At 74.6% G+C, this 20,723-nt stretch carries 19 protein-coding genes and 1 pseudogene; 7 read left to right on the plus strand and 13 right to left on the minus strand.

Annotated features, from left to right (window positions below; all coding sequences use genetic code 11):
* Window positions 1-150: 150 nt before the first annotated feature.
* A complete protein-coding gene (locus ACFV6I_RS21885) occupies window positions 151-741 on the minus strand; it encodes a lytic polysaccharide monooxygenase (RefSeq protein ID WP_363375136.1) in 591 nt (196 codons plus the stop codon).
* 282 nt (window positions 742-1,023) lie between these two features.
* Window positions 1,024-1,782 carry a phosphoglyceromutase gene (locus tag ACFV6I_RS21890; protein WP_063348789.1) on the minus strand — a complete coding sequence of 253 codons (759 nt, stop codon included), beginning with the start codon at window positions 1,780-1,782 and terminating at the stop codon, window positions 1,024-1,026.
* Window positions 1,783-1,931: 149 nt separating this feature from the next.
* On the opposite strand from ACFV6I_RS21890, the gene ACFV6I_RS21895 reads away from it, so the two are divergent.
* Complete coding sequence (locus tag ACFV6I_RS21895; protein WP_380427126.1) at window positions 1,932-3,290, plus strand: MDR family MFS transporter; 1,359 nt, start codon at window positions 1,932-1,934, stop codon at window positions 3,288-3,290.
* Window positions 3,291-3,312: 22 nt separating this feature from the next.
* Here ACFV6I_RS21895 and ACFV6I_RS21900 read toward each other — a convergent pair whose 3' ends face one another.
* Both ACFV6I_RS21900 and mshA read right to left on the minus strand, forming a co-directional pair.
* Window positions 3,313-3,825, minus strand: a complete 513-nt coding sequence (locus ACFV6I_RS21900) for a YbjN domain-containing protein (RefSeq protein WP_363375114.1) — start codon at window positions 3,823-3,825, stop codon at window positions 3,313-3,315.
* A 108-nt stretch (window positions 3,826-3,933) separates the two neighbouring features.
* On the minus strand, window positions 3,934-5,304 hold the full coding sequence (gene mshA / locus ACFV6I_RS21905; protein WP_380427142.1) for a D-inositol-3-phosphate glycosyltransferase: 1,371 nt from the start codon (window positions 5,302-5,304) through the stop codon (window positions 3,934-3,936).
* A 218-nt stretch (window positions 5,305-5,522) separates the two neighbouring features.
* Between mshA and ACFV6I_RS21910 the strand changes: the two genes are divergently transcribed.
* The gene (locus tag ACFV6I_RS21910) at window positions 5,523-6,353 is read left to right on the plus strand and encodes a hypothetical protein (RefSeq protein ID WP_063348785.1); all 831 of its coding nucleotides are present in this window, start codon (window positions 5,523-5,525) and stop codon (window positions 6,351-6,353) included.
* A 450-nt stretch (window positions 6,354-6,803) separates the two neighbouring features.
* Window positions 6,804-8,294 (plus strand): PP2C family protein-serine/threonine phosphatase, encoded by a 1,491-nt coding sequence (locus tag ACFV6I_RS21915; RefSeq protein ID WP_380378042.1) that lies wholly within the window; start codon window positions 6,804-6,806, stop codon window positions 8,292-8,294.
* 109 nt (window positions 8,295-8,403) lie between these two features.
* Here the strand turns inward: ACFV6I_RS21915 and ACFV6I_RS21920 are convergent, their stop codons facing one another.
* The 7 genes from ACFV6I_RS21920 to ACFV6I_RS21950 form a co-directional block, all read right to left on the minus strand.
* Window positions 8,404-8,754 carry a DUF2516 family protein gene (locus ACFV6I_RS21920; protein ID WP_063348783.1) on the minus strand — a complete coding sequence of 117 codons (351 nt, stop codon included), beginning with the start codon at window positions 8,752-8,754 and terminating at the stop codon, window positions 8,404-8,406.
* A 123-nt stretch (window positions 8,755-8,877) separates the two neighbouring features.
* Window positions 8,878-9,456: a hypothetical protein gene (locus tag ACFV6I_RS21925; protein WP_380427128.1), complete on the minus strand. Its 579-nt coding sequence runs from the start codon at window positions 9,454-9,456 to the stop codon at window positions 8,878-8,880.
* 2 nt (window positions 9,457-9,458) lie between these two features.
* On the minus strand, window positions 9,459-9,923 hold the full coding sequence (locus ACFV6I_RS21930; RefSeq protein ID WP_079135790.1) for a helix-turn-helix domain-containing protein: 465 nt from the start codon (window positions 9,921-9,923) through the stop codon (window positions 9,459-9,461).
* A gap of 69 nt (window positions 9,924-9,992) precedes the next feature.
* A complete protein-coding gene (locus tag ACFV6I_RS21935; protein ID WP_380427130.1) occupies window positions 9,993-11,114 on the minus strand; it encodes a MerR family transcriptional regulator in 1,122 nt (373 codons plus the stop codon).
* 34 nt (window positions 11,115-11,148) lie between these two features.
* On the minus strand, window positions 11,149-12,042 hold the full coding sequence (locus ACFV6I_RS21940) for an RNA polymerase sigma-70 factor (protein ID WP_380427132.1): 894 nt from the start codon (window positions 12,040-12,042) through the stop codon (window positions 11,149-11,151).
* Between the two features lie 43 nt (window positions 12,043-12,085).
* Window positions 12,086-12,382, minus strand: coding sequence for a hypothetical protein (locus tag ACFV6I_RS21945; protein WP_380427134.1), 297 nt, complete (start codon window positions 12,380-12,382; stop codon window positions 12,086-12,088).
* Window positions 12,379-15,576 carry an SNF2-related protein gene (locus tag ACFV6I_RS21950; RefSeq protein WP_380427136.1) on the minus strand — a complete coding sequence of 1,066 codons (3,198 nt, stop codon included), beginning with the start codon at window positions 15,574-15,576 and terminating at the stop codon, window positions 12,379-12,381. The genes ACFV6I_RS21945 and ACFV6I_RS21950 overlap by 4 nt, the downstream gene beginning before the upstream one ends.
* A gap of 182 nt (window positions 15,577-15,758) precedes the next feature.
* Here ACFV6I_RS21950 and ACFV6I_RS21955 point away from each other — a divergent pair, with 182 nt between their 5' ends.
* On the plus strand, window positions 15,759-16,373 hold the full coding sequence (locus ACFV6I_RS21955; RefSeq protein ID WP_063348776.1) for a YceI family protein: 615 nt from the start codon (window positions 15,759-15,761) through the stop codon (window positions 16,371-16,373).
* Window positions 16,374-16,528: 155 nt separating this feature from the next.
* Here ACFV6I_RS21955 and ACFV6I_RS21960 read toward each other — a convergent pair whose 3' ends face one another.
* Window positions 16,529-17,491 (minus strand): LysR family transcriptional regulator, encoded by a 963-nt coding sequence (locus ACFV6I_RS21960; protein WP_063348775.1) that lies wholly within the window; start codon window positions 17,489-17,491, stop codon window positions 16,529-16,531.
* A gap of 112 nt (window positions 17,492-17,603) precedes the next feature.
* On the opposite strand from ACFV6I_RS21960, the gene ACFV6I_RS21965 reads away from it, so the two are divergent.
* Both ACFV6I_RS21965 and ACFV6I_RS21970 read left to right on the plus strand, forming a co-directional pair.
* Window positions 17,604-18,860, plus strand: a complete 1,257-nt coding sequence (locus tag ACFV6I_RS21965) for an MFS transporter (protein ID WP_380427138.1) — start codon at window positions 17,604-17,606, stop codon at window positions 18,858-18,860.
* Between the two features lie 10 nt (window positions 18,861-18,870).
* A pseudogene (locus ACFV6I_RS21970) lies at window positions 18,871-19,038 on the plus strand (Appr-1-p processing protein); the annotation flags it as partial.
* Window positions 19,039-19,055: 17 nt separating this feature from the next.
* On the opposite strand, the gene ACFV6I_RS21975 reads toward ACFV6I_RS21970, so the two are convergent.
* Window positions 19,056-19,613 (minus strand): GNAT family N-acetyltransferase, encoded by a 558-nt coding sequence (locus ACFV6I_RS21975; RefSeq protein WP_380427140.1) that lies wholly within the window; start codon window positions 19,611-19,613, stop codon window positions 19,056-19,058.
* Window positions 19,614-19,807: 194 nt separating this feature from the next.
* Here ACFV6I_RS21975 and ACFV6I_RS21980 point away from each other — a divergent pair, with 194 nt between their 5' ends.
* Window positions 19,808-20,674, plus strand: a complete 867-nt coding sequence (locus ACFV6I_RS21980) for a TetR family transcriptional regulator (protein ID WP_380341300.1) — start codon at window positions 19,808-19,810, stop codon at window positions 20,672-20,674.
* The last annotated feature ends 49 nt before the right edge of the window (window positions 20,675-20,723 follow it).

Raw genomic sequence — 20,723 nt, forward strand, 5'->3', positions numbered from 1 at the left:
GCGCCGCGCTGGGGGCCTGGTGGGGGGCCCAGTCTCGGGCCCGCGCCCTGGTTTCACCCTGGGGCAGGGGATTCGGTCCGCCGGGCCACCTCGTTGCGCGTCCTGGTGCCGCGCGTTCGCGGCACGGCGTCCGCCGTGCCGCCCCGGGCGTCAGAACTGGACGTCGGTGCAGGAGTAGAAGGCGTTCCCGGTGTCGGCGATCGTCCAGACCGAGACCACGACCTGGTGGCCGGTGCGCCCGCTCGGGACGGTCGCGGTGTGGCTGAGCGTGCTGGGCACCTGCTTCCCGCCGTACGGGGCGATCAGGAAGGGCGTCAGGTCCAGGCTGTCCCGGGTGACGGGCTGGCTCGCGTCGTAGCCCGGCTTGGTCAGGTAGTACCGGAAGTCGGTGGTCGCGTGCCGGGCGGTGAACGTCCAGGTGAAGGTGAGCTGCTGCCCCGCCGTCACCGCGGTGGTCGGCCAGGCGCCGCCGTGCGGGTCGTCCAGCTCGGCGAAGCGGGAGTTGCCGCCGGCGCAGATGGTGCCGTCGGCGGGCCCGGCGTTCGGAAAGCCCTTGGGGCCCTCGACGCTCTGCGGCTCCCACTGGATGTCGCCGCAGTCCCACGACACCCCGCCCGCTCCGCAGAGCGCGGCCCTGCTGGGCGGCGTCGAGATGTACCCGTGGGACTGCGCCGGGACGGCGAGGGTGAGCGGCACCGCGAGCGCGGCGACCACCGCCCCGACGATGTGACGTGTGCGCATGATGCTCCTCCGTGGGGGTGGATGGAGAGTGCGCCGGGACGCAGACGCGCGCGCGTGGGGGTGCGGCGGCCGGGACGGGGAGATCCTTGGCATGCCTGCGGCAGTCCGGCGCCCTCACCGTAGGAGCGGACTCCGCCACCCGTCAATGGTCTGAACCACTATTGGGACGAGCCCGGATCCGACCGCCGAATCCGACCTCAACTCGACGTCCGCACAGGCCGGTTGAACGACGAAGGCCCCGCCCCCGGCGAACCGGGAGGCGGGGCCGTGTCGGCAAGTGGCTTACTTCTTGCCCTGGTTCTTGACCGCCTCGATGGCCGCGGCGGCGGCGTCGGCGTCGAGGTAGCGGCCGCCCTTGGTGACGGGCTTGAAGTCGGCGTCGAGCTCGTACACGAGCGGGATGCCGGTCGGGATGTTCAGGCCCGCGATGGCCTCGTCGGAGATGCCGTCGAGGTGCTTGACCAGCGCGCGCAGGCTGTTGCCGTGGGCGGTGACCAGGACGGTCTTGCCGGCGGCGAGGTCCGGGACGATGGCGTCGTACCAGTACGGGAGCATCCGGTCGACGACGTCCTTCAGGCACTCGGTGCGCGGACGCAGCTCGCTCGGGATGTCCGCGTAGCGGGCGTCACCGGCCTGCGAGTACTCGGCGTCATCGGCCAGCACCGGCGGCGGGGTGTCGTACGAGCGACGCCACAGCTGGAACTGCTCCTCGCCGAACTCGGCCAGGGTCTGGGCCTTGTCCTTGCCCTGGAGCGCACCGTAGTGTCGCTCGTTCAGGCGCCAGCTGCGGCTGACCGGGATCCAGTGGCGGTCGGCCTTGTCCAGGGCGATCTGCGAGGTGCGGATCGCACGGCGGAGCAGCGAGGTGTGCAGCACGTCCGGGAACAGGCCCTCGGCGGCCAGGAGCTCGCCACCGCGCGCGGCCTCCTTCTCGCCCTTCTCGTTGAGGTCGACGTCGACCCAACCGGTGAACAGGTTCTTCTGGTTCCACTGGCTCTCGCCGTGGCGGAGCAGGATGAGTCGGTACGTCGTGTCAGCCATGGCCCCCAGCTTAGTGGAGGCAGGAAAAGCGCTGGTCCGGACCTACGGCAGATGTGTAATGTGTGCACCGCCTATCTGACACTTACATACGTCGGCTGACCGGACCTGCCCGTGCCGCTCGGCGGACGCCTGCCCCGGGAGCCCCCCACATGCCCGTCGCCCTGTTCACCAACCCCCGGATCCGAAGGCTGATACAGGAGACGGTGGGCGGGCTACCACGGGAATTCTGGTGGCTCTGGGTGAGCACGCTGGTGAACAAGCTGGGCGCTTTCGTGCTCACCTTCCTCGCGCTCTACCTGACCACCAACCGGGGGTACTCGGCCTCCTACGCGGGCCTGGTGGCCTCCCTCTACGGCCTCGGCTCGGCGGTCGCCGCGATCGGCGCCGGCGTGCTGACCGACCGGATCGGCCGACGCCCGACCCTGGTCGCCGCCCAGCTCGGCACCGCGCTGTTCACCGCCGTCCTCGGCTTCACGGACGGCCAAGTGGCGATCGCCACGGTGGCCTTCCTGGTCGGCCTCTGCAACAACGCCACCCGGCCCGCGACCTCGGCGATCATCGCCGACCTCGTCCCGGCCGAGGACCGGGTCCGCGCGTACTCGCTGAACTACTGGGCGATCAACATCGGCTTCGGCCTCTCCGCCGCCGTGGCCGGCCTGATCGCCACCCACGGCTACCTCACGCTCTTCCTGCTCGACGCGCTCTCCACGCTGGTGTGCGCGGTGGTGATCTTCATCCGGATCCCCGAGACCAAGCCGCAGGAGTCACCCCGGCACGGGAAGGGGGCGGCCGAGCCGGCGGTCGGCCTCGGCGCGGTGTTCCGGGACGGGCGGTTCATGGCCGTCGTCGGGCTCAACCTGCTGCTCGCCCTGATCCTCCAGCAGGGCAGCACCACCCTGGCCGTCGACATGGGCGCCGCGGGCATCAGCTCCACCGAGTACGGGCTGGTCATCGGCCTGAACGGGCTGCTGATCGTGGTGCTCCAGATCCCGCTCACCCGGTGGATGGAGACCCGCTCCCGGACCGCCATGCTGATAGCCAGCTGCCTGATCACGGGCTGGGGCTTCGGGCTGGCGGCGCTGGCCGGGTCGTCCGCGTGGTTGTTCGCCCTCTCGGTGGCGGTCTGGACGGTCGGCGAGGTCCTGAACGCGCCGACCATCATGGGCCTGGTCGCCGAACTGGCGCCGACCCACGCGCGCGGCCGCTACCAGGGCGTCTACTCGCTCTCCTGGTCGCTCGCCTCGTTCCTCGGCCCGGCGATCGGCGGTCTGCTGCTGCAGTACGCCGGCTCCGCGGTGCTCTGGGTCGTGTGCGGGGTCTGCGGCACGGTCGCGGCGGCCGGGCACGTGGTGCTCGGGCGGCGCACGGACGCGACGGCGGGCCGCGCCGGGGCGGTGACGGAGGTCGCGGTGCCGGAGGCCGCAGCGACCGAGGTCGCGGTGACCGAGGTGACGGTGACGGAGGAGACGGTGCCCGCTGCCGAGGAGAAGGCTCCGGCGGGCATCTGAGGGCGCCCGCCCCGCTGCCGGGTCAGTCGGCCGCCGGGGCGGCCAGGTGGGCGAAGGCGGCCAGGTTGCGGGTGGACTCCCCGCGCTTGGTCCGCCACTCCCACTCGCGCCGGATCGCCGAGGCGAAGCCCAGCTCCAGCAGGGTGTTGAACGGCTCGTCGGCGTTCTCCAGCACCGTCCCGAGCAGCCGGTCCACGGCGTCCGGGGTGAGCGCCTCCAGGGGCAGGCGGCCGGCCAGGTAGACGTCGCCGAGCGGGTCGATCGCGTACGCGACGCCGTACAGCCGGGTGTTGCGCTCCAGCAGCCAACGGTAGACGGCCTCGTGGTTCTCGTCCGGTCGGCGGATCACGAAGGCGTTCACCGACAGGGTGTGGTCGCCGACCCGCAGCGCGCAGGCGGTGCTCAGCTTGCGGGTGCCCGGGAGCGTCACCACCAGCGTGTACGGGTCGGTGGCGGCGGGCTCCCAGGCCGCTCCGGCGTCGTCCAGGGCGGTGCGCAGGAGGGTCAGGGCCTCGTCCTTGGTGCGGGTTGCCATGGGGGTGACGTTACTCGGCGGTACCGGGGGCGCGCACCAGCGGTGCGGGCCCCCGGCCGCCGTGGTCGGGCCGCAGCCGACTCGTGGTCCGGCCGCATCAGGCCCCGGTCAGGCCAGCCGCCGCCGGGCGGCGGCCAAGCGGCCGGCCGGGCGGGCCAGGCTGCCGGCGTACACCTCGGCGGTGCCGGCCGCGGCGGTGTCCCAGCCGAAGCCGGCCGCGTGCCGGGCCGCCGCCGCGCCGCGCCGGGCGACCAGAGCCCGGTCGGTGACGTACGGCTCCAGCGCGTGCGCCCAGGCCACCGGGTCGTGGCCGTGCACCAGCGTGCCCGTCTCGCCGTCCCGCACCGCGACCGGCAGGCCGCCGACCGAGGCCGCAACCACCGGGGTGCCGCAGGCCTGCGCCTCCAGCGCGACCAGCCCGAAGGACTCGCTGTACGAGGGCATCACCAGCGCCGTCGCCGCGCGGTACCACTGCGCGAGCTCGGCCTGGCCGACCGGCGGGTGGAACCGCACCACGTCGCTGATGCCCAGCTGGGCGGCGAGCTTGTGCAGACTCTCCGGCCGGGCCAGTCCGGTGCCGGACGGACCGCCGACCACCGGCACCAGCAGGTGCTCGCGCAGCCCCGGGCGGCGCGCCAGCAGCTCGGCGACCGCCCGCAGCAGCACGTCCGGAGCCTTCAGCGGCTGGATCCGGCCCGCGAAGAGCAGCACCGCCGCGTCCTGCGGCAGGCCCAGCCGGGCCCGGGCGGCGGCCCGCGCCGACGCCCCGCCGGGGCGGAAGACGTCCAGGTTGACGCCGGGGTGGACGACGGCCAGCTGGTCCGGCCGGGCGGCGTAGTGCAGCGCCAGCTCGGCGGCCTCCTCGGTGGTGTTGGCGATCAGCCGGTCGGCCGCCTCGACCACCTGGGTCTCGCCGATCACCCGGGCCGCGGGCTCGGGCGTGTCCCCCTCGGCCAGCGCGGCGTTCTTGACCTTCGCCATGGTGTGCATGGTGTGCACCAGTGGCACCCCCCAGCGCTGCGCGGCCAGCCAGCCGACCTGCCCGGAGAGCCAGTAGTGCGAGTGCACCAGGTCGTAGTGGCCGGGGCGGTGGCCCGCCTCCGTCCGCAGCACCCCGTGGGTGAAGGCGCACAGCTGGGCGGGCAGGTCCTCCTTCAGCAGGCCCTCGTACGGGCCGGCGGTGACGTGCCGGACCAGCACGCCGGGGGCCAGCTCGACGGTGGGGGCGTCGTCCGAGCAGATCGCCCGGGTGAACACCTCGACCTCGATGTTGAGCGCGGCCAGGCGCTTGGCCAGCTCGACGATGTAGACGTTCATCCCGCCGGCGTCCCCCGTGCCGGGCTGGTGCAGCGGCGAGGTGTGGACACTCAGCATCGCTATCCGGCGCGGGCGGCGGCGGCCCGGGACGAGCGACTGGAGCCGGCCCCGCGCGGGCGCGGCGGGCTGGGCACGGCGTACCGAACGGACGGGGTGCTGGATCACCTGGCTGAAGCCTCCTCTGTGCGGCCCGTCTCGGCGGCCCGCGCACGGGCCGCCCGCTGTCCGGTGTGCGCTGCCCCGTCCCGGGCACACATCACCACCAGACAGCCAACCACCCGGCCCTCGTCCGGCATTCCCGCTCCGGCGGACGAGATGCCGGACGGGGTGACGTCCCAGGTCACAGCGGTGCCGACGCGGGCCCGACTACCCTTCCAGGCATGGCTGCCTCCTTCGACTCCGCGACCGCACCCGCCCGTGGGCGGACCGGACGGCCGGTGGGGACGGTCACCCGGGGCACCACCAACACCAATCGGCTTCGGCGGATGGACCGCTGGATCGCCCACACCCTCGGCCGCACGCTGCGCGCCGGCGGGCGCCCGCCGGTGGCGGTCGACCTCGGCTACGGCGCCGCGCCGTGGACGGCCGTCGAACTGGCCGGGCGGCTGCGCACGGTGCGCCCGGACGTCCGGGTGGTCGGGATCGAGATCGAGCCGGAGCGGGTCGCGGCCGCGCTGCCGTACGCCGAACCGCCGCTGCTCACCTTCCGGCGCGGCGGCTTCGAGGTCCCGCTGGACGGCGGCGCGCCGGCCCAGCTGATCCGGGCCGCCAACGTGCTGCGGCAGTACGACGAGTCGGCGGTGGCCGGGGTCTGGGAGCGGCTCTGCGCCCGGCTGGCCCCGGACGGGCTGCTGGTGGAGGGCACCTGCGACGAGATCGGGCGGCGGCACGTCTGGGTCGCGCTCGGCCCGGAAGGGCCCCGGACGGTGACCTTCGCGGCCCGGCTGGGCGGCCTCGGCCAGCCCTCCGACCTCGCCGAACGACTGCCGAAGGCACTGATCCACCACAACGTGCCGGGCCGGCCGGTGCACGCCTTCCTGGCCGACTTCGACCGGGCCTGGGCGGCGGCCGCGCCGTACGGGGCGTTCGGGGCGCGGCAGCGCTGGGTGGCAGCCTGCACGGCGCTGGCGGGCGACTGGCCGCTGGTGGACGCGCGCGGGCGGTGGCGGCAGGGCGAGGTCACGGTGCCGTGGAGCGCGCTCGCGCCGTAACGGTTCGCGCGGCCGGGGTCGCCGGCACGGACCGGGGCCGGTGCGGGTGAGCGACTCGCCGCATTCACTCGAACGAGTTATCGAATACCACTGGCGTGTTGACGCCCCATCACGTCACCATGGACGCCGCCGGACGACCCGCCCGTACGCCGTCACCGCCCGGCGCCACGGCGTCCACCTGCGGCCCCCGACATCACCCTCGACCAGGGTGATCCGCGTCACCATCGCCCGTCCCCTTTCCTTCCCCGCCAACGCGGGGATCCCAGCCGTCGTCCGAGTCAGATCACCGCACCGCCACCGGCGTGGCAAAAACCACAACGGCGCCGGTCGGCCAGAGAAATCCCCGGAGATCACGTTATGGTCGCGAGAAGTTCCCCGGCGCACGGTGCCAGGCGGGCACTGCGGACGGGCGCTGACCGTTACGCACTCGGGGAAAGGGAGGAACCACCGATGCCCGCAACGGGAGACGGGCGGGCACCTGGTGCCACGAGCCTGTCGGGCGCCCAGGCCGGCGCCCCCGTTGACCATGCCCGCAACCGCCCGTCCCTGACCGGCCCGACGCCGGCCGGCCCGGTGACGGCCGCTCCCCCGATACCGCACCCCCGGCCCCAGAGCGGACGCACCTCGGCCCCCGCCGCCGCGACCGCAGCCGCCAGCAGCACCGCGCCGCTCAAACTGCTGGTGATCGAGGACGACGCCTCCGACGCCCAGCTGATCAAAGCGGCGGTCGCCGACAGCGGCACCTCGATCGAGATCCACTGGGCCCGCGGGCTGGAACAGGCCACCGAACTGCTCTCCGTGTCCCCGGCCGGCACCCGGCGCGGGCGCTCCCGCGGCAGCGATTTCAGCTGCGTGCTGCTCGACCTCGCCGCACCCGCCGACCTGCCGCACCCGTCCGACGACTCCGACGGCCTCGAAGGCCTGCACGAACTGCTCCGCCGCGCCCCGCACACCGCGGTCGTGGTGCTCACCGACGCGGCCGGCGCCGAACTGGGCGCGGCCGCCGTCGCCGCGGGCGCCCAGGACTTCCTGATCAAGCACGCGACGGACGGCCCGCTACTGGGCCGCGCCCTGCGCTACGCCGTCGAGCGCAAGCGCGCCGACGAGTCGCAGCGCCGCCTCGTCGAGGCCGAGCTGCGCGGTCAGGAGAACGCCCGCCTCCAACGCCACCTGCTGCCCACCCCGCTGCTCGACGGCGCGGGCCTCTCCTTCACCCGGCGCTACCGCCCGGGCCGCCGCCGCGCCCTGCTCGGCGGCGACTTCTACGACGCCGTCCGCACCGACGACGGCACCGTCCACGTCGTGATCGGCGACGTCTGCGGCCACGGCCCGGACGAGGCCGCGCTCGGCGTCGCCCTCCGGATAGCGTGGCGCACCCTCGTCTTCGCGGGCCTCACCGGCGAGGCCCTGCTGACCACCCTCCAGCACGTGCTGGAACACGAGCGGCGCAGCGACGAGATCTTCGCGACGCTCTGCATGCTCGTCATCGAGCCGGGCGGCGCCAGCGGCGGCCTCGACTCGCTCGGCGCCGGCGAGCCTGCCCGGCTCTACCTCGCCGGGCACCCGGCGCCGCTGCTGCTCGGCCGCGACCACCAGCCGGTCACCCTGCCCGCCGACCTCGCCGGTCCGGCGCTCGGCCTGCTGCCGTGCCACGACGGTCAGGCCGCGTGGCCCGCCCAGCAGCTCGAACTGCAGCCCGGCTGGCGGCTGTTGCTCTACACCGACGGGCTGATCGAGGGCCGGGTCGGGGCCGGCTCCCGCCGCCTCGGCCAGGACGGGCTGGCCGACCTCATCGGCGACCACCAGTCCGCCGGGCTCACCCGGGGCCGGCTCGTCGACAGCGCCATCGCCGAGGTCGAGGAGCTGAACGGCGGCGCGCTGACGGACGACGTCGCGGTGCTGCTGCTGGAACGCAACCCGATGCAGCTGATCCTCGGCTGAGCCGGCCGGATCCGACTGGAGCCGACTGGAGCCGGGTACGGCGAGGCCCGGGCGGGTGAACTCCCCGCCCGGGCCTCGCCGTTGCCTGATCGCCGTCCGATCGCGCGGCCTACCAGGGGCCGTACGGACCGGTGTTGCTGCGGCCGCCACGGCCGCCACCACCGGTCAGCTCCCGGATCGCCGGGCGCACGTCCACCATGTAGACGATCGACGCGACCAGCCCGGCGAGCGTCCCGATGCCGGTGAAGAAGTTCACCCCGAACAGCAGGTCCCAGCCGAAGGCGATCGCCAGGATCGCCAGCCAGAACGGCTTGGTCTTCTTGTCCGCCGCCCGGTAGGCGTCCTCACGGCGGGTGACCGCGTCGCCCAGGGCGAACAGCTTGAAGCCCAGGATGGCGACGGACAGCCACCAGATCGGGTTCAGATAGGCCAAGTCCAGAATCTGGGCCACTCCGCCCATCACGCTCTCCTCTGTCTCTCGCCTCCGGCGCTCCGGCCACCGCCCATCCTGGCACGGTCGACCGTCCGCTCTCCTGTCAACGTCCTGCGGTCACCGGATGTGCCCCGTCCGGCGGCCCTTCCCTCACTCCGCGCGGTCGGTGGTCTTCCGGGCGCGGGCGGCCCTCTTCGGGGCGGGCCGGGTGTCGGCGGCCGAGGTGTCGGCGGCCAGGGGGTCGGTGGCCAGGGTGTCGATGTCGTCCTCGACCAGCTCGGCCTCGACCGGCTCGGATGCCCTGGCGAGCTCCGATTCCTCGGCCGGCTGCCCCGGCCCGGCGGGCGCGCCCGGGCGGGCCCGGTCCACCACGACCTTGCCGCGCTCGGCCAGCTCGTCGTACGTCTCCTTGGCCTTCACCGCCAGCTCGACCGCGCGGCCGACCTGCTGGAGGGCGAAGCCCTGTGCCCGCTCCTGCAAGGTCCGCAGGTCGACGGGGAGCGTCGTGACGGTCTCGGTGACCTTGGCCTGCGCCTCGGCCAGCTTCGTCTGCGCCTCCTGGAACCGGGCGGTGGCCTTCTCCTGCGCGCCCTTGCGGTCCGCGGTGAGCGCCTCCACCCGGCCCGGCACCTCGCGCAGCTTCTCGTACGCGAGATCCCCGGCGCCGGCGATGGCGTACAGCGGGGTCGGGTCGCTGAGGGTCTTCTTGATCTCGTCGGTGATCGGCATGCTTACCGGTCCTCCCGGTGGGTGTTCTGGGTGGCTGAGCCGTCGGTCGTCGGGCCGGAGGCTGGTGGAACGCCGGTGTCGGTACCGGCCGCGGGCGGCCGCTCGGCCACCGCGCCCCGCTGGACGGCGTTCTCCTTCAGGAAGGCGTCGTAGACCGCGAGCAACGCCTGCTTCTGCTGCTCGTTGATCAGCGGATCGGCCAGGATCGAGGCCCGCAGCTCCAGGCCCTCACCGCGCCGCTCCTCCAGGATCCCGGCCTGGACGTACAGCGTCTCCGCCGAGATCCGCAGCGCCTTCGCGATCTGCTGCAGGATCTCCGCGCTCGGCTTGCGCAACCCGCGCTCGATCTGGCTGAGGTACGGGTTCGACACGCCTGCGGCCTCCGCCAGCTGGCGCAGTGAGTACTGCGCGTTCCGGCGCTGCTCGCGGATGTACTCGCCCAGCGAGCCGACGTTCAGTGAGGCCATACCCGCAGACTGCAACATCCTGCTTGCAGATGCAAGCAGGATGCTAACCACAGCAAACGGCGGGCGGGCTCAGCCGAGGTCGGGGACGCGGACCGGCATCAGGAGCGAGAAGGTACCCTCCCGGCCCGGCGTGCGAATCGCCAAGGGGGCGATCGGGCCGCCGAGTTCGAGCACCAGCTGCTCGGGGCGGCCGACCCGCAGGGCGTCCAGCAGGAAGTCGCGGTTGACCGCCACCCTCAGGTCTCCGGACGTGGATCCGGGGCCAGGCTCGGCACCGGCCACCGCCAGGCGGCCGTCCGCCGTGAGGGTGAGGACGGTGACCGCGCAGTCCGCGCCGTTCGGGCCGGAGGGCAGGGTGCGGGTGGCGCCGGTCTCGACGGCGCCGCGCAGTTCGGCGGCGGACAGGTCGATCCGGTGCTCCGGTTCGAGCCGGGTCAGCACCCGGTGGTCGGGGTAGTCGAAGTCCAGGGCGGCGCCCTCGATCCGGTGGCCGCCGGTCTCGGCCCGGACCAGGCCGCCGCCGAGGGTCAGCGCGACCTCGGCCTCGGCGTCGGCCGCGCCCGCGCCGAGCAGCGCACGCAGGGCGTCGACCAGGGCGGTGGGGACGATCGTGCCGCCGTCCGGCCGGTCGGGAGCCGTGGTGGCGGGCACCTCGGCGAGCGCCATCCGGTAGCGGTCGGTGGCGACCAGGCGCAGCACCGGGCCGTCCGGTTCGAACAGCACCCCGGCGAGCGCCGGCGTTCCGGGGTCGCCGCCGACGGCGAAGCGGACCGCGTCCAGTGCGGCGGCCAGCTCCTCGGCCAAAACGGTGAAGCGGACTTCGGCGGGGGTGGTGGTCATCGGTTGCTCCCTCTGGTCGGTCATCACGCGGATCAGGGAGAGCTCGCGGCGGGCGTCGGCGAGGCCCTCCTCCAGCCGACGCAGGTGCGCGTCGAGCACCCGCGCGGCCGTGCCGGAGCCGGGCGCCGCGCCGAGCACGGCGCGGATGCCGGCCAGCGGCAGGCCGACCCGGCGCAGCCGGGCCAGCAGCCGGGCGTCGGCGAGTTGGCCGGGCCGGTACCAGCGGTAGCCCGTCTGCGGGTCGACCCAGGCGGGGGTGAGCACCTCGGCGCCGTCGTAGTAGCGCAGGGTGCCGACGCCCAGGCCGCTGGCGCGGGCCAGCTCGCCGATGCTGTGCAGCTCGCTCTCCATGCCGGTGACTCTGCGGGCTCGACCAGGTCGAGGGTCAAGCCCGGCCGGCGAGGTGGGCGAGCTTCGACGGGTTGCGGACGATGCGCAGCTCGGCGATCCGGGGCCGTCCGTCGGGCCCCTCGACGAAGTCGAACACCGAGACGGCGTCGATCGCGCCGTCCTGGGTGACCAGCAGCCCGGGCTGGCCGTTGACCAGGACCGGCCGGAGCTCGACGCCCTCGCCCAGCTGGCCGAGCACCCCGAGCAGGAAGCGGGCGACGTTGTCGGCGCCGGTGACCGGGCGCAGCGCGGCGCGGACCACGCCGCCACCGTCGGTCCAGGAGGTGACGTCGGGGGCGAGCAGGTCCAGCATCCGGTTGAGGTCGCCGCCGACGCAGGCCGCGAGGAACTCGTCGGTGGCGCGGCGGCGCAGCTCCGGCGGGGCGTCGTAGCGCGGCCGGCGGGCCCGGACGTGCGCCTTGGCCCGGCTGCCGACCTGCCGGCAGGCGGCCTCGGTGCGCTCCAGCGCCTCGGCGATCTCCCGGTAGGAGAAGCCGAAGGCCTCCTTGAGGACGAAGACGGCCCGCTCCAGCGGGGACAGGCTCTCCAGCACCACCAGCAGGGCGAACGAGACCGTCTCGGCGCGCTCGACGTCGGCGGTCGCGTCCGGCTCGGCCACCAGCGGCTCGGGCAGCCAGGGGCCGACGTAGGCCTCGCGGCGGACGGCGGCCGAGTCGAGCCGGTTGAGCGCGAGGTTGGTGACCGTCCGGGCCAGGTAGCCGCCCGGGTTGGCGACCGGGCCGGTGACCCCGCTCCAGCGCAGCCAGGTGTCCTGGACCAGGTCCTCGGCGTCGGCGACGCTGCCGAGCATCCGGTAGGCGATACCGAAGATCATCCGGCGGTGCCGCTCGAAGTCGTCGAGGGCGGGGTCGGCGAGGGGGTCGGTCACCGCTCCGACGCTACCGCACGGGCGGCGGCGGGCCGAGGCCTCGTCAGCCGCGGAACGCCTCGTACGCGGGGGCGAGCAGGGTGGCGAGGTCGCGGCCGCGCACGGTGACGCCGGAGCGGCCGAGGCGGCGCAGCGAGGGCTCGTCGGGCTCCTCCTCGGGCCCGGGCGGGGCCGGGCGCAGGGTGAAGCCGCCGCCCCAGTAGGCGGCGACGTTCACGGCGGCGACGTTCACGGCGGGGGCGTTCGCGGCGGGGGCGTTCGCGGCGGGGGCGTTACCGGGTTGGGCGTCCCCGGCCGGGGCGTTTCCCGGCGGGACGGGGGCAGGGTGGCCGGGTGTCATGCGTCCTCCTCGGCGACGGCGTCCTCACGGGTGAGCGCGACCAGTTCACGCAGCGCCTCGACCGGCAGGTCGGTGAGCCAGCGCTCCCCCTCCCCCACCACCGCTGCGGCCAACGAGCGTTTGGCGGCGAGGAGTTCGTCGATCCGCTCCTCGACGGTGCCGACGCAGACCAGTCGGCGGACCTGGACGTCCCGGCGCTGGCCGATCCGGAACGCGCGGTCCGTGGCCTGCTCCTCGACCGCTGGGTTCCACCAGCGGTCCAGGTGGATCACCTGGTTGGCGGCGGTCAGGTTGAGGCCGGTGCCGCCGGCCCGCAGCGAGAGCAGGAACACCCTTGGCCCGTCCGGGGACTGGAAGCGCTCGACCATCTCCTCACGGCGGGCCCGGGGGACGCCGCCGTGCAGGTAGAGCACCTCCTCGCCGAGCCGGCGGGCCAGGTACGGGCGGAGCATCGTGCCGAACTCGGCGTACTGGGTGAAGACCAGCGTCCGGTCGCCCTCGGCCAGCGCCTCCTCCAGCAGCTCCGCCAGCCGGGCCACCTTGCCCGAGCGCTCGCCCAACGCCGAGCCGTCGTGCAGCAGTTGGGCCGGATGGTTGCACACCTGCTTGAGCTTGCCGATCGCGGCCAGCACGGTGCCGCGCCGCTCCACGCCCCGGATCCCCTCGACCCGCTGCAGCAGGTCGGCCACCACGGCCTGGTAGAGGCCCGCCTGCTCGGCGGTGAGGCTGCACCAGACGGTCATCTCCTGCTTGGCCGGCAGCTCGGCGGCCACCGCCGGGTCGGACTTGAGCCGGCGCAGCACGAACGGGGCGGTACGGCGCTGGAGTTCGGCGGCGCGCTCGGGGCTGCGGTGCAGTTCGACCGGGATCGCGTAGCGCTCCTTGAAGCGCTCGGCCGGGCCGAGCAGCCCGGGGTTGGCGAAGTCCAGGACGGCGTGCAGTTCGGCGAGCCGGTTCTCCACCGGGGTGCCGGTCAGGGCGATCCGGTGGCGGGTGACGGGCAGCGCACGGACGGCCCGGGACTGGGCGGTACCGGCGTTCTTGACGTACTGCGCCTCGTCGGCGACCACCCGGCGCCAGCGGATCGCCCGCAGCGCGGCGAGGTCGCGCTGGACCAGCCCGTAGGTGGTGATGACGAGGTCCACGCCCCGTACGGCGTCGGCGAGTTGGTCGGCGCCGAGGCGGCCGGAGCCGTGGTGGACGTGGCGCCGCAGGGCGGGGGCGAAGCGCTCGGCCTCGCGCTGCCAGTTGCCGACCAGGGACATCGGGCAGACCAGCAGGGTGGGGCCGACCGCCCCCTCGGCCTGCTCGGTGGCCAACAGGGCGAGCGTCTGGACGGTCTTGCCGAGGCCCATGTCGTCGGCCAGCACGGCCCCGAGGCCGAGCCCGGCCATCGCCCGCAGCCAGGCCAGGCCGCGCTCCTGGTAGGGGCGCAGGGTGGCCCGGAAGTCGGGCGGCAGCGCGGGGGCGGGGGCCGGGGCGGCGCGCCCGGCCAGCAGGTCGCCGAGCGGGCCGTCCGCGCGGACGGCGGTGACGGGCAGCCCGGCGACGGTCGCCTCCGGGTCGAGGGCCAGCCGCAGCAGGTCGGCGGTGGCCAGCACGCCGTCGCGCCGGTCGGCGAGGAAGGCGAGCGCGGCGGCGATCTGCTCCGGGTCGGCCTCCAGCCAGGTGCCGCGGACCCGGACCAACCCCTGCTTGGCGGCGGCGAGTTCGGCCAGTTCCTGCTCGGTGAGCGGCGCCCCCTCCGGGCCGAGCGCGGCCTGCCAGCGGAAGGCGACCACGGCGTCCCGGTCCACCTGGGAGGCGACGGCGAGCGTGCCCGGCGCGGGCGGGGTGGTGGCCCGCAGGGCGAGCCCGAGCCTGGGCCGGCGGCGCCACCAGGCGGGCAGCAGCACGCCGAAGCCGCCCTCGGCGAGGGCGGGCGCGGCGGTGCGCAGGAAGTCCAGCGCGCCGGCCCGGTCGAGCGGCAGGGCGGCCGGGCGGGAGCGGTGCCGCAGGCCGTCCAGGGCCGGCCAGCGGTGGGCGGCGCGGGCCAGCTCGGTGACCAGGACGTCGGCCGGGTCCGGCGCCTTGCGGGCCAGCGCGGCGTGGGCGGCGCCGCCTTCGTGCAGGTCGGCGGCGCGGACCAGCAGGGAGGGCTCGTCGACGGCCTGGAGCAGGAACTCCAGCTGCCAGGCGTCGTCGGAGGGCCGGCCCTCGGGGTCGTCCGGGTCGGGCCCGAGCGGCTCCAGCAGGCGGAAGCAGAGCCGGAGCGCGGGCGCGGCGGGCTCGGCGGCGGCGTACCAGGCGGCGAGCCGGCGGCACAATTCGGCGAAGCCCTCGGACCGGACGTCCGTGAGGCCGCCGTCCGGGGTGGTCAGGGCGTGCAGCCAGCGTTCGGCGGCGGTCCCCACCGCGGCGGCCGTCGTGGCGTCGGCTGGAGCGCCACCGGTTCGGGCGTCGCCGGTCCGGGTGTCGCCCGGGCCCAGCGGGGGCGTGCCGGCCAGGGCGGCCCGGGCCTCGGCGTCCACCAGTGCGCCCAGCGCGGCGTCCAGCAAGGCCTCGCCGGTGCCGGCGCCGGCCGCCGGCCACTCCCCCAGCAGGACGGGCGGGCAGCCGTCCGCCAGTGCGGCGGCCTCCCGGCGGCCCGCCGGGGTGGGGTCGGGCCGCCAGCGGGCCTGCGGGCAGCCGTCCGCCAGGACGGGCAGCGGCAGCACCCGGCCCCGGCCGACCGTTCGCCAGGCGAGGTCGTGCACGCCGGTCAGCCAGCGCAGCGAGGGGCCCTGGACGACCTCGACGCGCCCGGTGCCGGGCAGATCGGTGCTGGTGACGGCCCAGTGCGGGTCGAAGACCTCGCCGAGCAGTTGGGCGGCCGCCCCGGTGTCGAAGAGCAGCGCGGGGACGCGCCAGGGCGCCAGGACGGCCGCGCCCCGGACCGGGGTGACCGGCAGGTCGGGCGAGGGCGTGGGCAGGGCGCCGGTGGTGGGCAGCAGCAGGGTGGCCCAGCGCTCGGGGGCCTGGCCGGCGAGCCAGCCGAGGCCGGGCCCGATGCCGCCGAGGACGGCGGCGAGTTCGCCGGCCGGGCAGGCGTAGGGGTGGGCGCGCGGGGCCGCCCGGTCGGGGCGGGGCTCCACGGTGCCCGGGTGGGCGCGGGCGTCCTCGGCCCACAGGGCCAGCCGTCCGCCCGCCCGCCAGAGCGCGTGCAGGACGAACATGCGGGAGGCCTTCCGGTCGGCGGAACCGTCCTTCGCAGCCTAACCGGGCGGTCCGACAGTGCCGCTCCGCCAAGTCTTTCGCGAAACGCCGACGGCTGTGGTTGAAATTTGAACGAAAGCGGCCTACGCTGAAACCAACAAGTTGAAGCCTAAACAAATGGCTTCGGACCCGAGGAGGAGCCATGGGCCTGTTCAACCGCACCAAGACCGCCACCCCCACCGCCGTCGCCGTCGCCGAGACCCCGACCGGCCCGGACCTCGCCCACCTGACCGGCGACTGGACCATCGACACCACGCACAGCGAGGTCGCCTTCTCGGTGCGCCACGCCATGGTGACGAACGTCAAGGGCCGCTTCACCGAGTACGACGGCAAGCTGCACCTGGACGGCAGCACCCCTGGCAACTCCTCCGCCGACCTGGTGATCAAGGTCGCCAGCATCGACACCAACCAGGCCCAGCGCGACGAGCACCTGCGCACCGGCGACTTCTTCGCCGCCGACACCTACCCGGAGATCCGCTTCCGCAGCACCTCGGCCGAGCGGCTGCGCGGCGACACGTACCGGATGAGCGGCGAGCTGACCATCAAGGACACCACCCGCCCGGTGGTCCTGGACCTGGAGTACACCGGCAGCGCCACCGACGCCTACGGCGCCGAGCGGGTCGGCTTCGAGGGCAGCACCGTCCTCGACCGCACCGAGTTCGGCCTGACCTACAACGCGGCCCTGGAGACCGGCGGCGTGCTGATCAGCGAGAAGGTCAAGCTCAGCTTCGACATCTCCGCCGTCAAGGCGGCCTGACCCGGCCGTCCACGACTGCCACCCGGGCCACCGGACCCGCCGCGCGGCCCGGTCCGCCCACCCGCCGCCCCTGCCGACCCCCGACGGCAGGGGCGGTGTCGCGTCCCGGCGGCCCCCGTCACCCGGCCCTCACCCGGCCGCGGAACTTGGCCCGGTCACCCGAGCAGCGCCGCGTCCGCCGCCGGCAGCCAGCTGCCCGCCGGCCGCCGCAGCCAGCCCTCGGCCGCACCGAGCCCGGCGGCCGCGGCGCCCAGTGCGGCCAGCCCCGGGTGGCGCTCACCGGGCCGGTGCACCAGGCTGACCAGGCTCAGCGGCACCGGCTCCACCAGCGGCACGGTCACCGCCCCCGGAATCCTCGGCCCGCCGACGGTGGTCAGCATCGGATCGCCGTGCCGGGCCAGGTAACGGGCCGTCTCGTCCAAACCCACCGGCGGCACGTACGGCGCGGCCGGCGTCAGGCCGTGCTCGCGCAGCAGGCGGACGCCGAGGTCGGCCCACTCGGTGGTGGCCGGGTTGCCGGCGCAGACGTCGACGGGGTGCCCGGTCAGCTCGGCGACGCGCAGCACCGGACGGCCGGCCAGCGGGTGGGTGTCCGCCATCATCACCGAGATCTGATCCAACCGGACCGGCCGCTGGGTGAGTTGGCCGCGCAGCGGGGCGGGCAGTCCGGCGAACCGGCCGAAGGACACGTCCAGCCGGTGGGCCAGCAGTTCGGCGGCGGCCGCGGCGAGGCCGCCGTGGAAGCGGGCCAGCAGTTCGCCCTCCGGCCAGGCGGCGCGGGCGCGTTCGAGCACCCGGTCGGCGGTGAGGTCCGGGCCGGTCACGTCGCTGTTGAGGTCCACCAGCAGCGGCCGGGCCGCGGCGCCCGCCAGGATCTCGTCGTGCAGGGCGAGGAGCCGGCGCGCCCGGGGCAGCAACCGCAGCCCGGCCGGGGTGAGTTCGACGCTTCGGGTGGTGCGGGTGAACAGCGCGTCGCCGAGCAGCCCTTCCAAGGTCCGGATGTCCCGGCTGAGCGCCTGCTGGGCGACGTGCAGCCGCCCGGCGGCCCGACCGAAGTGCAGGCTCTCGGCGGCCGCGACGAAGCCGCGGAGCAGACGGGGGTGCAGGTCACGGGGCATGGGCGGCAGATTAACAACAGCCTGCTGTGAATGCGGCGGAACAGGTGTTGGACCGCCGCCCGGCACCGACGGGAGGCTGATGGGCGCCCCCCTCACTCTCCCCAGGAGCCTGATGCCCTCGCGCGCCCTCCTCACCTCCTACCGGCGGCTGTTCGCGGCCCCCGGCGCCGCCGCCTTCACCCTCGCCGGGCTGCTCGGCCGGCTCGCGCTGTCGATGAACGGCGTCTCGCTGGTCGTGCTGCTCGCCGAACGGCGCGGCTCGTACGCGCTGGCCGGCACCGTCTCGGCCGTCGGGCTGATCACCGGCGCGATCGGGATGCCGCTGCTCGGGCGGCTGGTGGACCGGTACGGGCAGGCGCGGGTGACCGTACCGGCCGCGCTCTACAACGCCGCCCCGCTCGCCGCCCTGCTGCTCTGCCTCCGGCTCGGCGCACCCGACTGGACGCTCTACGCCTGCTGGGCGGCCTGCGCGGCCGCGCCCAACCTCGGCGGCATGGCCCGGGCCCGCTGGGCACACCTGTACCGGGCCGACCCGGCCGCCCGGCACCTGGCCAACTCCCTCGAACAGGCCCTGGACGAGCTCTGCTTCATGGCCGGGCCCGTCCTCGCGATGACGCTCTGCACGGCGGTCGCCCCGGAGGCCGGGCTGCTCGCCGCCGGGGCGCTCGGCACCACCGGCGCCCTGCTGTTCGCGGCCCAGCGGCGCACCGAACCACCGTTGCCCGCCCGCTCGGAGGGCGACCGCCACGGCTCGCCGCTGCGGGTGCCCGGGCTGCGGGTGCTGCTGCTCGCCTTCCTCGCCACCGGCGTCGTCTTCGGCTCGACCGAGATCACCACCGTGGCGTACGCCGACGCGCTCGGGCACAAGGCGGCGGCGGGCGCGCTGCTGGCCCTGGTCGCGGGCGGATCCTGCCTGGCCGGGCTGGTGTTCGGGCTGCTGACGCCGCGTCGGTCACCCGGGGTGCGCTTCCTGTCCGGGGCCGCGGCGATGGCCGGGGGGCTGCTGCTGCCGCTCGCCGCCGGACTGGGCGGGGCCGGGCTCGGCCTGCTCGGGGTCGCGCTGTTCGCGGCCGGCACGGCCACCGCGCCGACCATGGTGACCGGGATGACGCTGGTCCAGGAACTGCTGCCGGGACGGCAGTTCAACGAGGGGATGGCGGTCGCGGTGTCCGGCATCGTGGTCGGCATCTCGGGCGGCGCGGCGCTCGCCGGCGCGGTCGCCGAGCACGCCGCCCCCGGCACCGGCTACGCCCTGCCGGCCTGCGCCGCCGCGCTCGCCCTGCTGATCGCCCTGACCGGACGGCGGCACCTGCACGCCGCCGGGGCCCCGGCGGAAAGTGCCGAGCGGACTGTCAGTACCTCGGTCTAGCGTTCGGGGCATGGCGGAAATCACCTATGTCCGAGGCGATGCCACCGCGCCGCAGGGCAAGGGCGTGAAGGTGATCGCGCACGTCTGCAACGACCTCGGCGGCTGGGGCAAGGGCTTCGTGCTCGCGCTGTCCAGACGCTGGCCCGAGCCCGAGGCCGCGTTCCGGCGCCGGCACCGAGGGGTGCCGGTGACGGTCTACGACGTCGGCTGAGCCTGCACCGCCTGCGCCGCGAGGCTCTCGGCGGGCCAGCTGTACACGTACTCGGGCAGCACGTACCCGCCCGGGAACACGCCCTCCTGCACCCGCGTCCGTACACCGCCCTCGCGCTCGTAGAAGGCGATCGCGCGGATGTTGTCGCGCAGCACCTCCAGGTACAGCTCGGCCCCGGGGTGCCGCTCGACGACGTGGGCGCGGGCCGCGGCGAACAGTGCGCGGCCGATGCCGCCGCCGGTCCGGCCGGGGCGGACGTGCAGGTTGTCGACCAGTACCCGGCCGTCCGGCTGCGGGACGAGGTAGATGAACCCGACCGTCTCCCCGGCCTGGTCGGCGATCAGCAGTTCCGGCTCGGCGGCCGGATCGCCGTAGTCGACGGTCAGCCGCAGCTCCCACAGCTCGCGCCGCTGGGCGGGCAGTCCGTCGCCGAGTGCGTCCGCGGGGACGATCCCGCGGTAGGCGGTGCTCCAGCTGCGGGCGTGCAGGTCGGCGACGGCCGCGGCGTCCTGCGCTCCGCCGCGCCGGATGGTGGTCTGCACGGGACTGATCATGTGACGAGCCTCCCACAGATTGGAGTTGAACATGTTCAAGCGAAACCTCTACAGTGCTCACATCATTTTGAACGCGTTCGAAATGGCGGGGGTGGTGGATGTGGCACCGAGCACGGAGGGGACGCCCGGTGCCGCGTCCACCGACACGGGTTGGAGCTTCGTCTCCGGTTAGGCTCGTGCCCGTGGACGACCTGGCAGCGACGAACCGAACGGACGGCACGAGCGGTGCGGCCGCGACCCCGGCCGACACCCCGACCGACCCTGCAGCCGACACCGCGACCGACCCCGCGGCCGCACCCGGTACCGACAGCGGGCCCGGCACCGACAGCGGGCCCATGCCCGGCGGTCGGGCGCAGCCGAAGACCGACAAGAGCGAGCAGACCCGGGCGCTGATCCTGGAGACCGCGATGCGGCTCTTCCAGGAGCGCGGCTACGAGAAGACCACCATGCGCGCGATCGCCACCGAGGCGGGCGTCTCGGTCGGCAATGCTTACTACTATTTTTCGGCGAAGGAATTCCTAATTCAGGGATTCTATGACCGAATGACGTACGACCATGCGGCGGAGGCCAGGAATCGCATGGCCAATACGCGGAACTTTGCCGAGCGCCTGGAAATCGCGCTGACCTCCTGGCTCGACACGGCCGCGCCGTACCACGAGTTCGCCGCCCAGTTCTTCCGCACCGCTGCCGACCCGACCAGCTCGCTGAGCCCGTTCTCCAACGAGTCACACCCGGCCCGGGCGACCGCCGTGGAACTGTTCCGCGACGTGTTGCAGGGCTCGGAGCTGGCGCCCAAGCTGGATGCCGAGCTGGGAGAGTTGCTGCCCGACGTGCTCTGGCTGCACCTGATGGTCGTGGTGCTCTACTGGGTTTTCGACCGGACCGAGGACACCGAGCGGACACGGGAATTCGTCCGCCGGTCCACCCCCATGGCGGCCCGGGTGATCAACCTCTCGCGTTATCGGGTATTCCGCCCGATTGTCCGCGATGCCAAGGGGCTCATTCAGGACTTCATCCTGCCCACCATTGGGAAAACCGCCGTCAAGTAGCCCGCCCGAGGGCAGCTCGGACGCGCCGAGGGCCGGACCGCAGTAATGC

It is taken from the genome of Kitasatospora sp. NPDC059803, from assembly GCF_042732255.1.
Lineage (GTDB): Bacteria > Actinomycetota > Actinomycetes > Streptomycetales > Streptomycetaceae > Kitasatospora.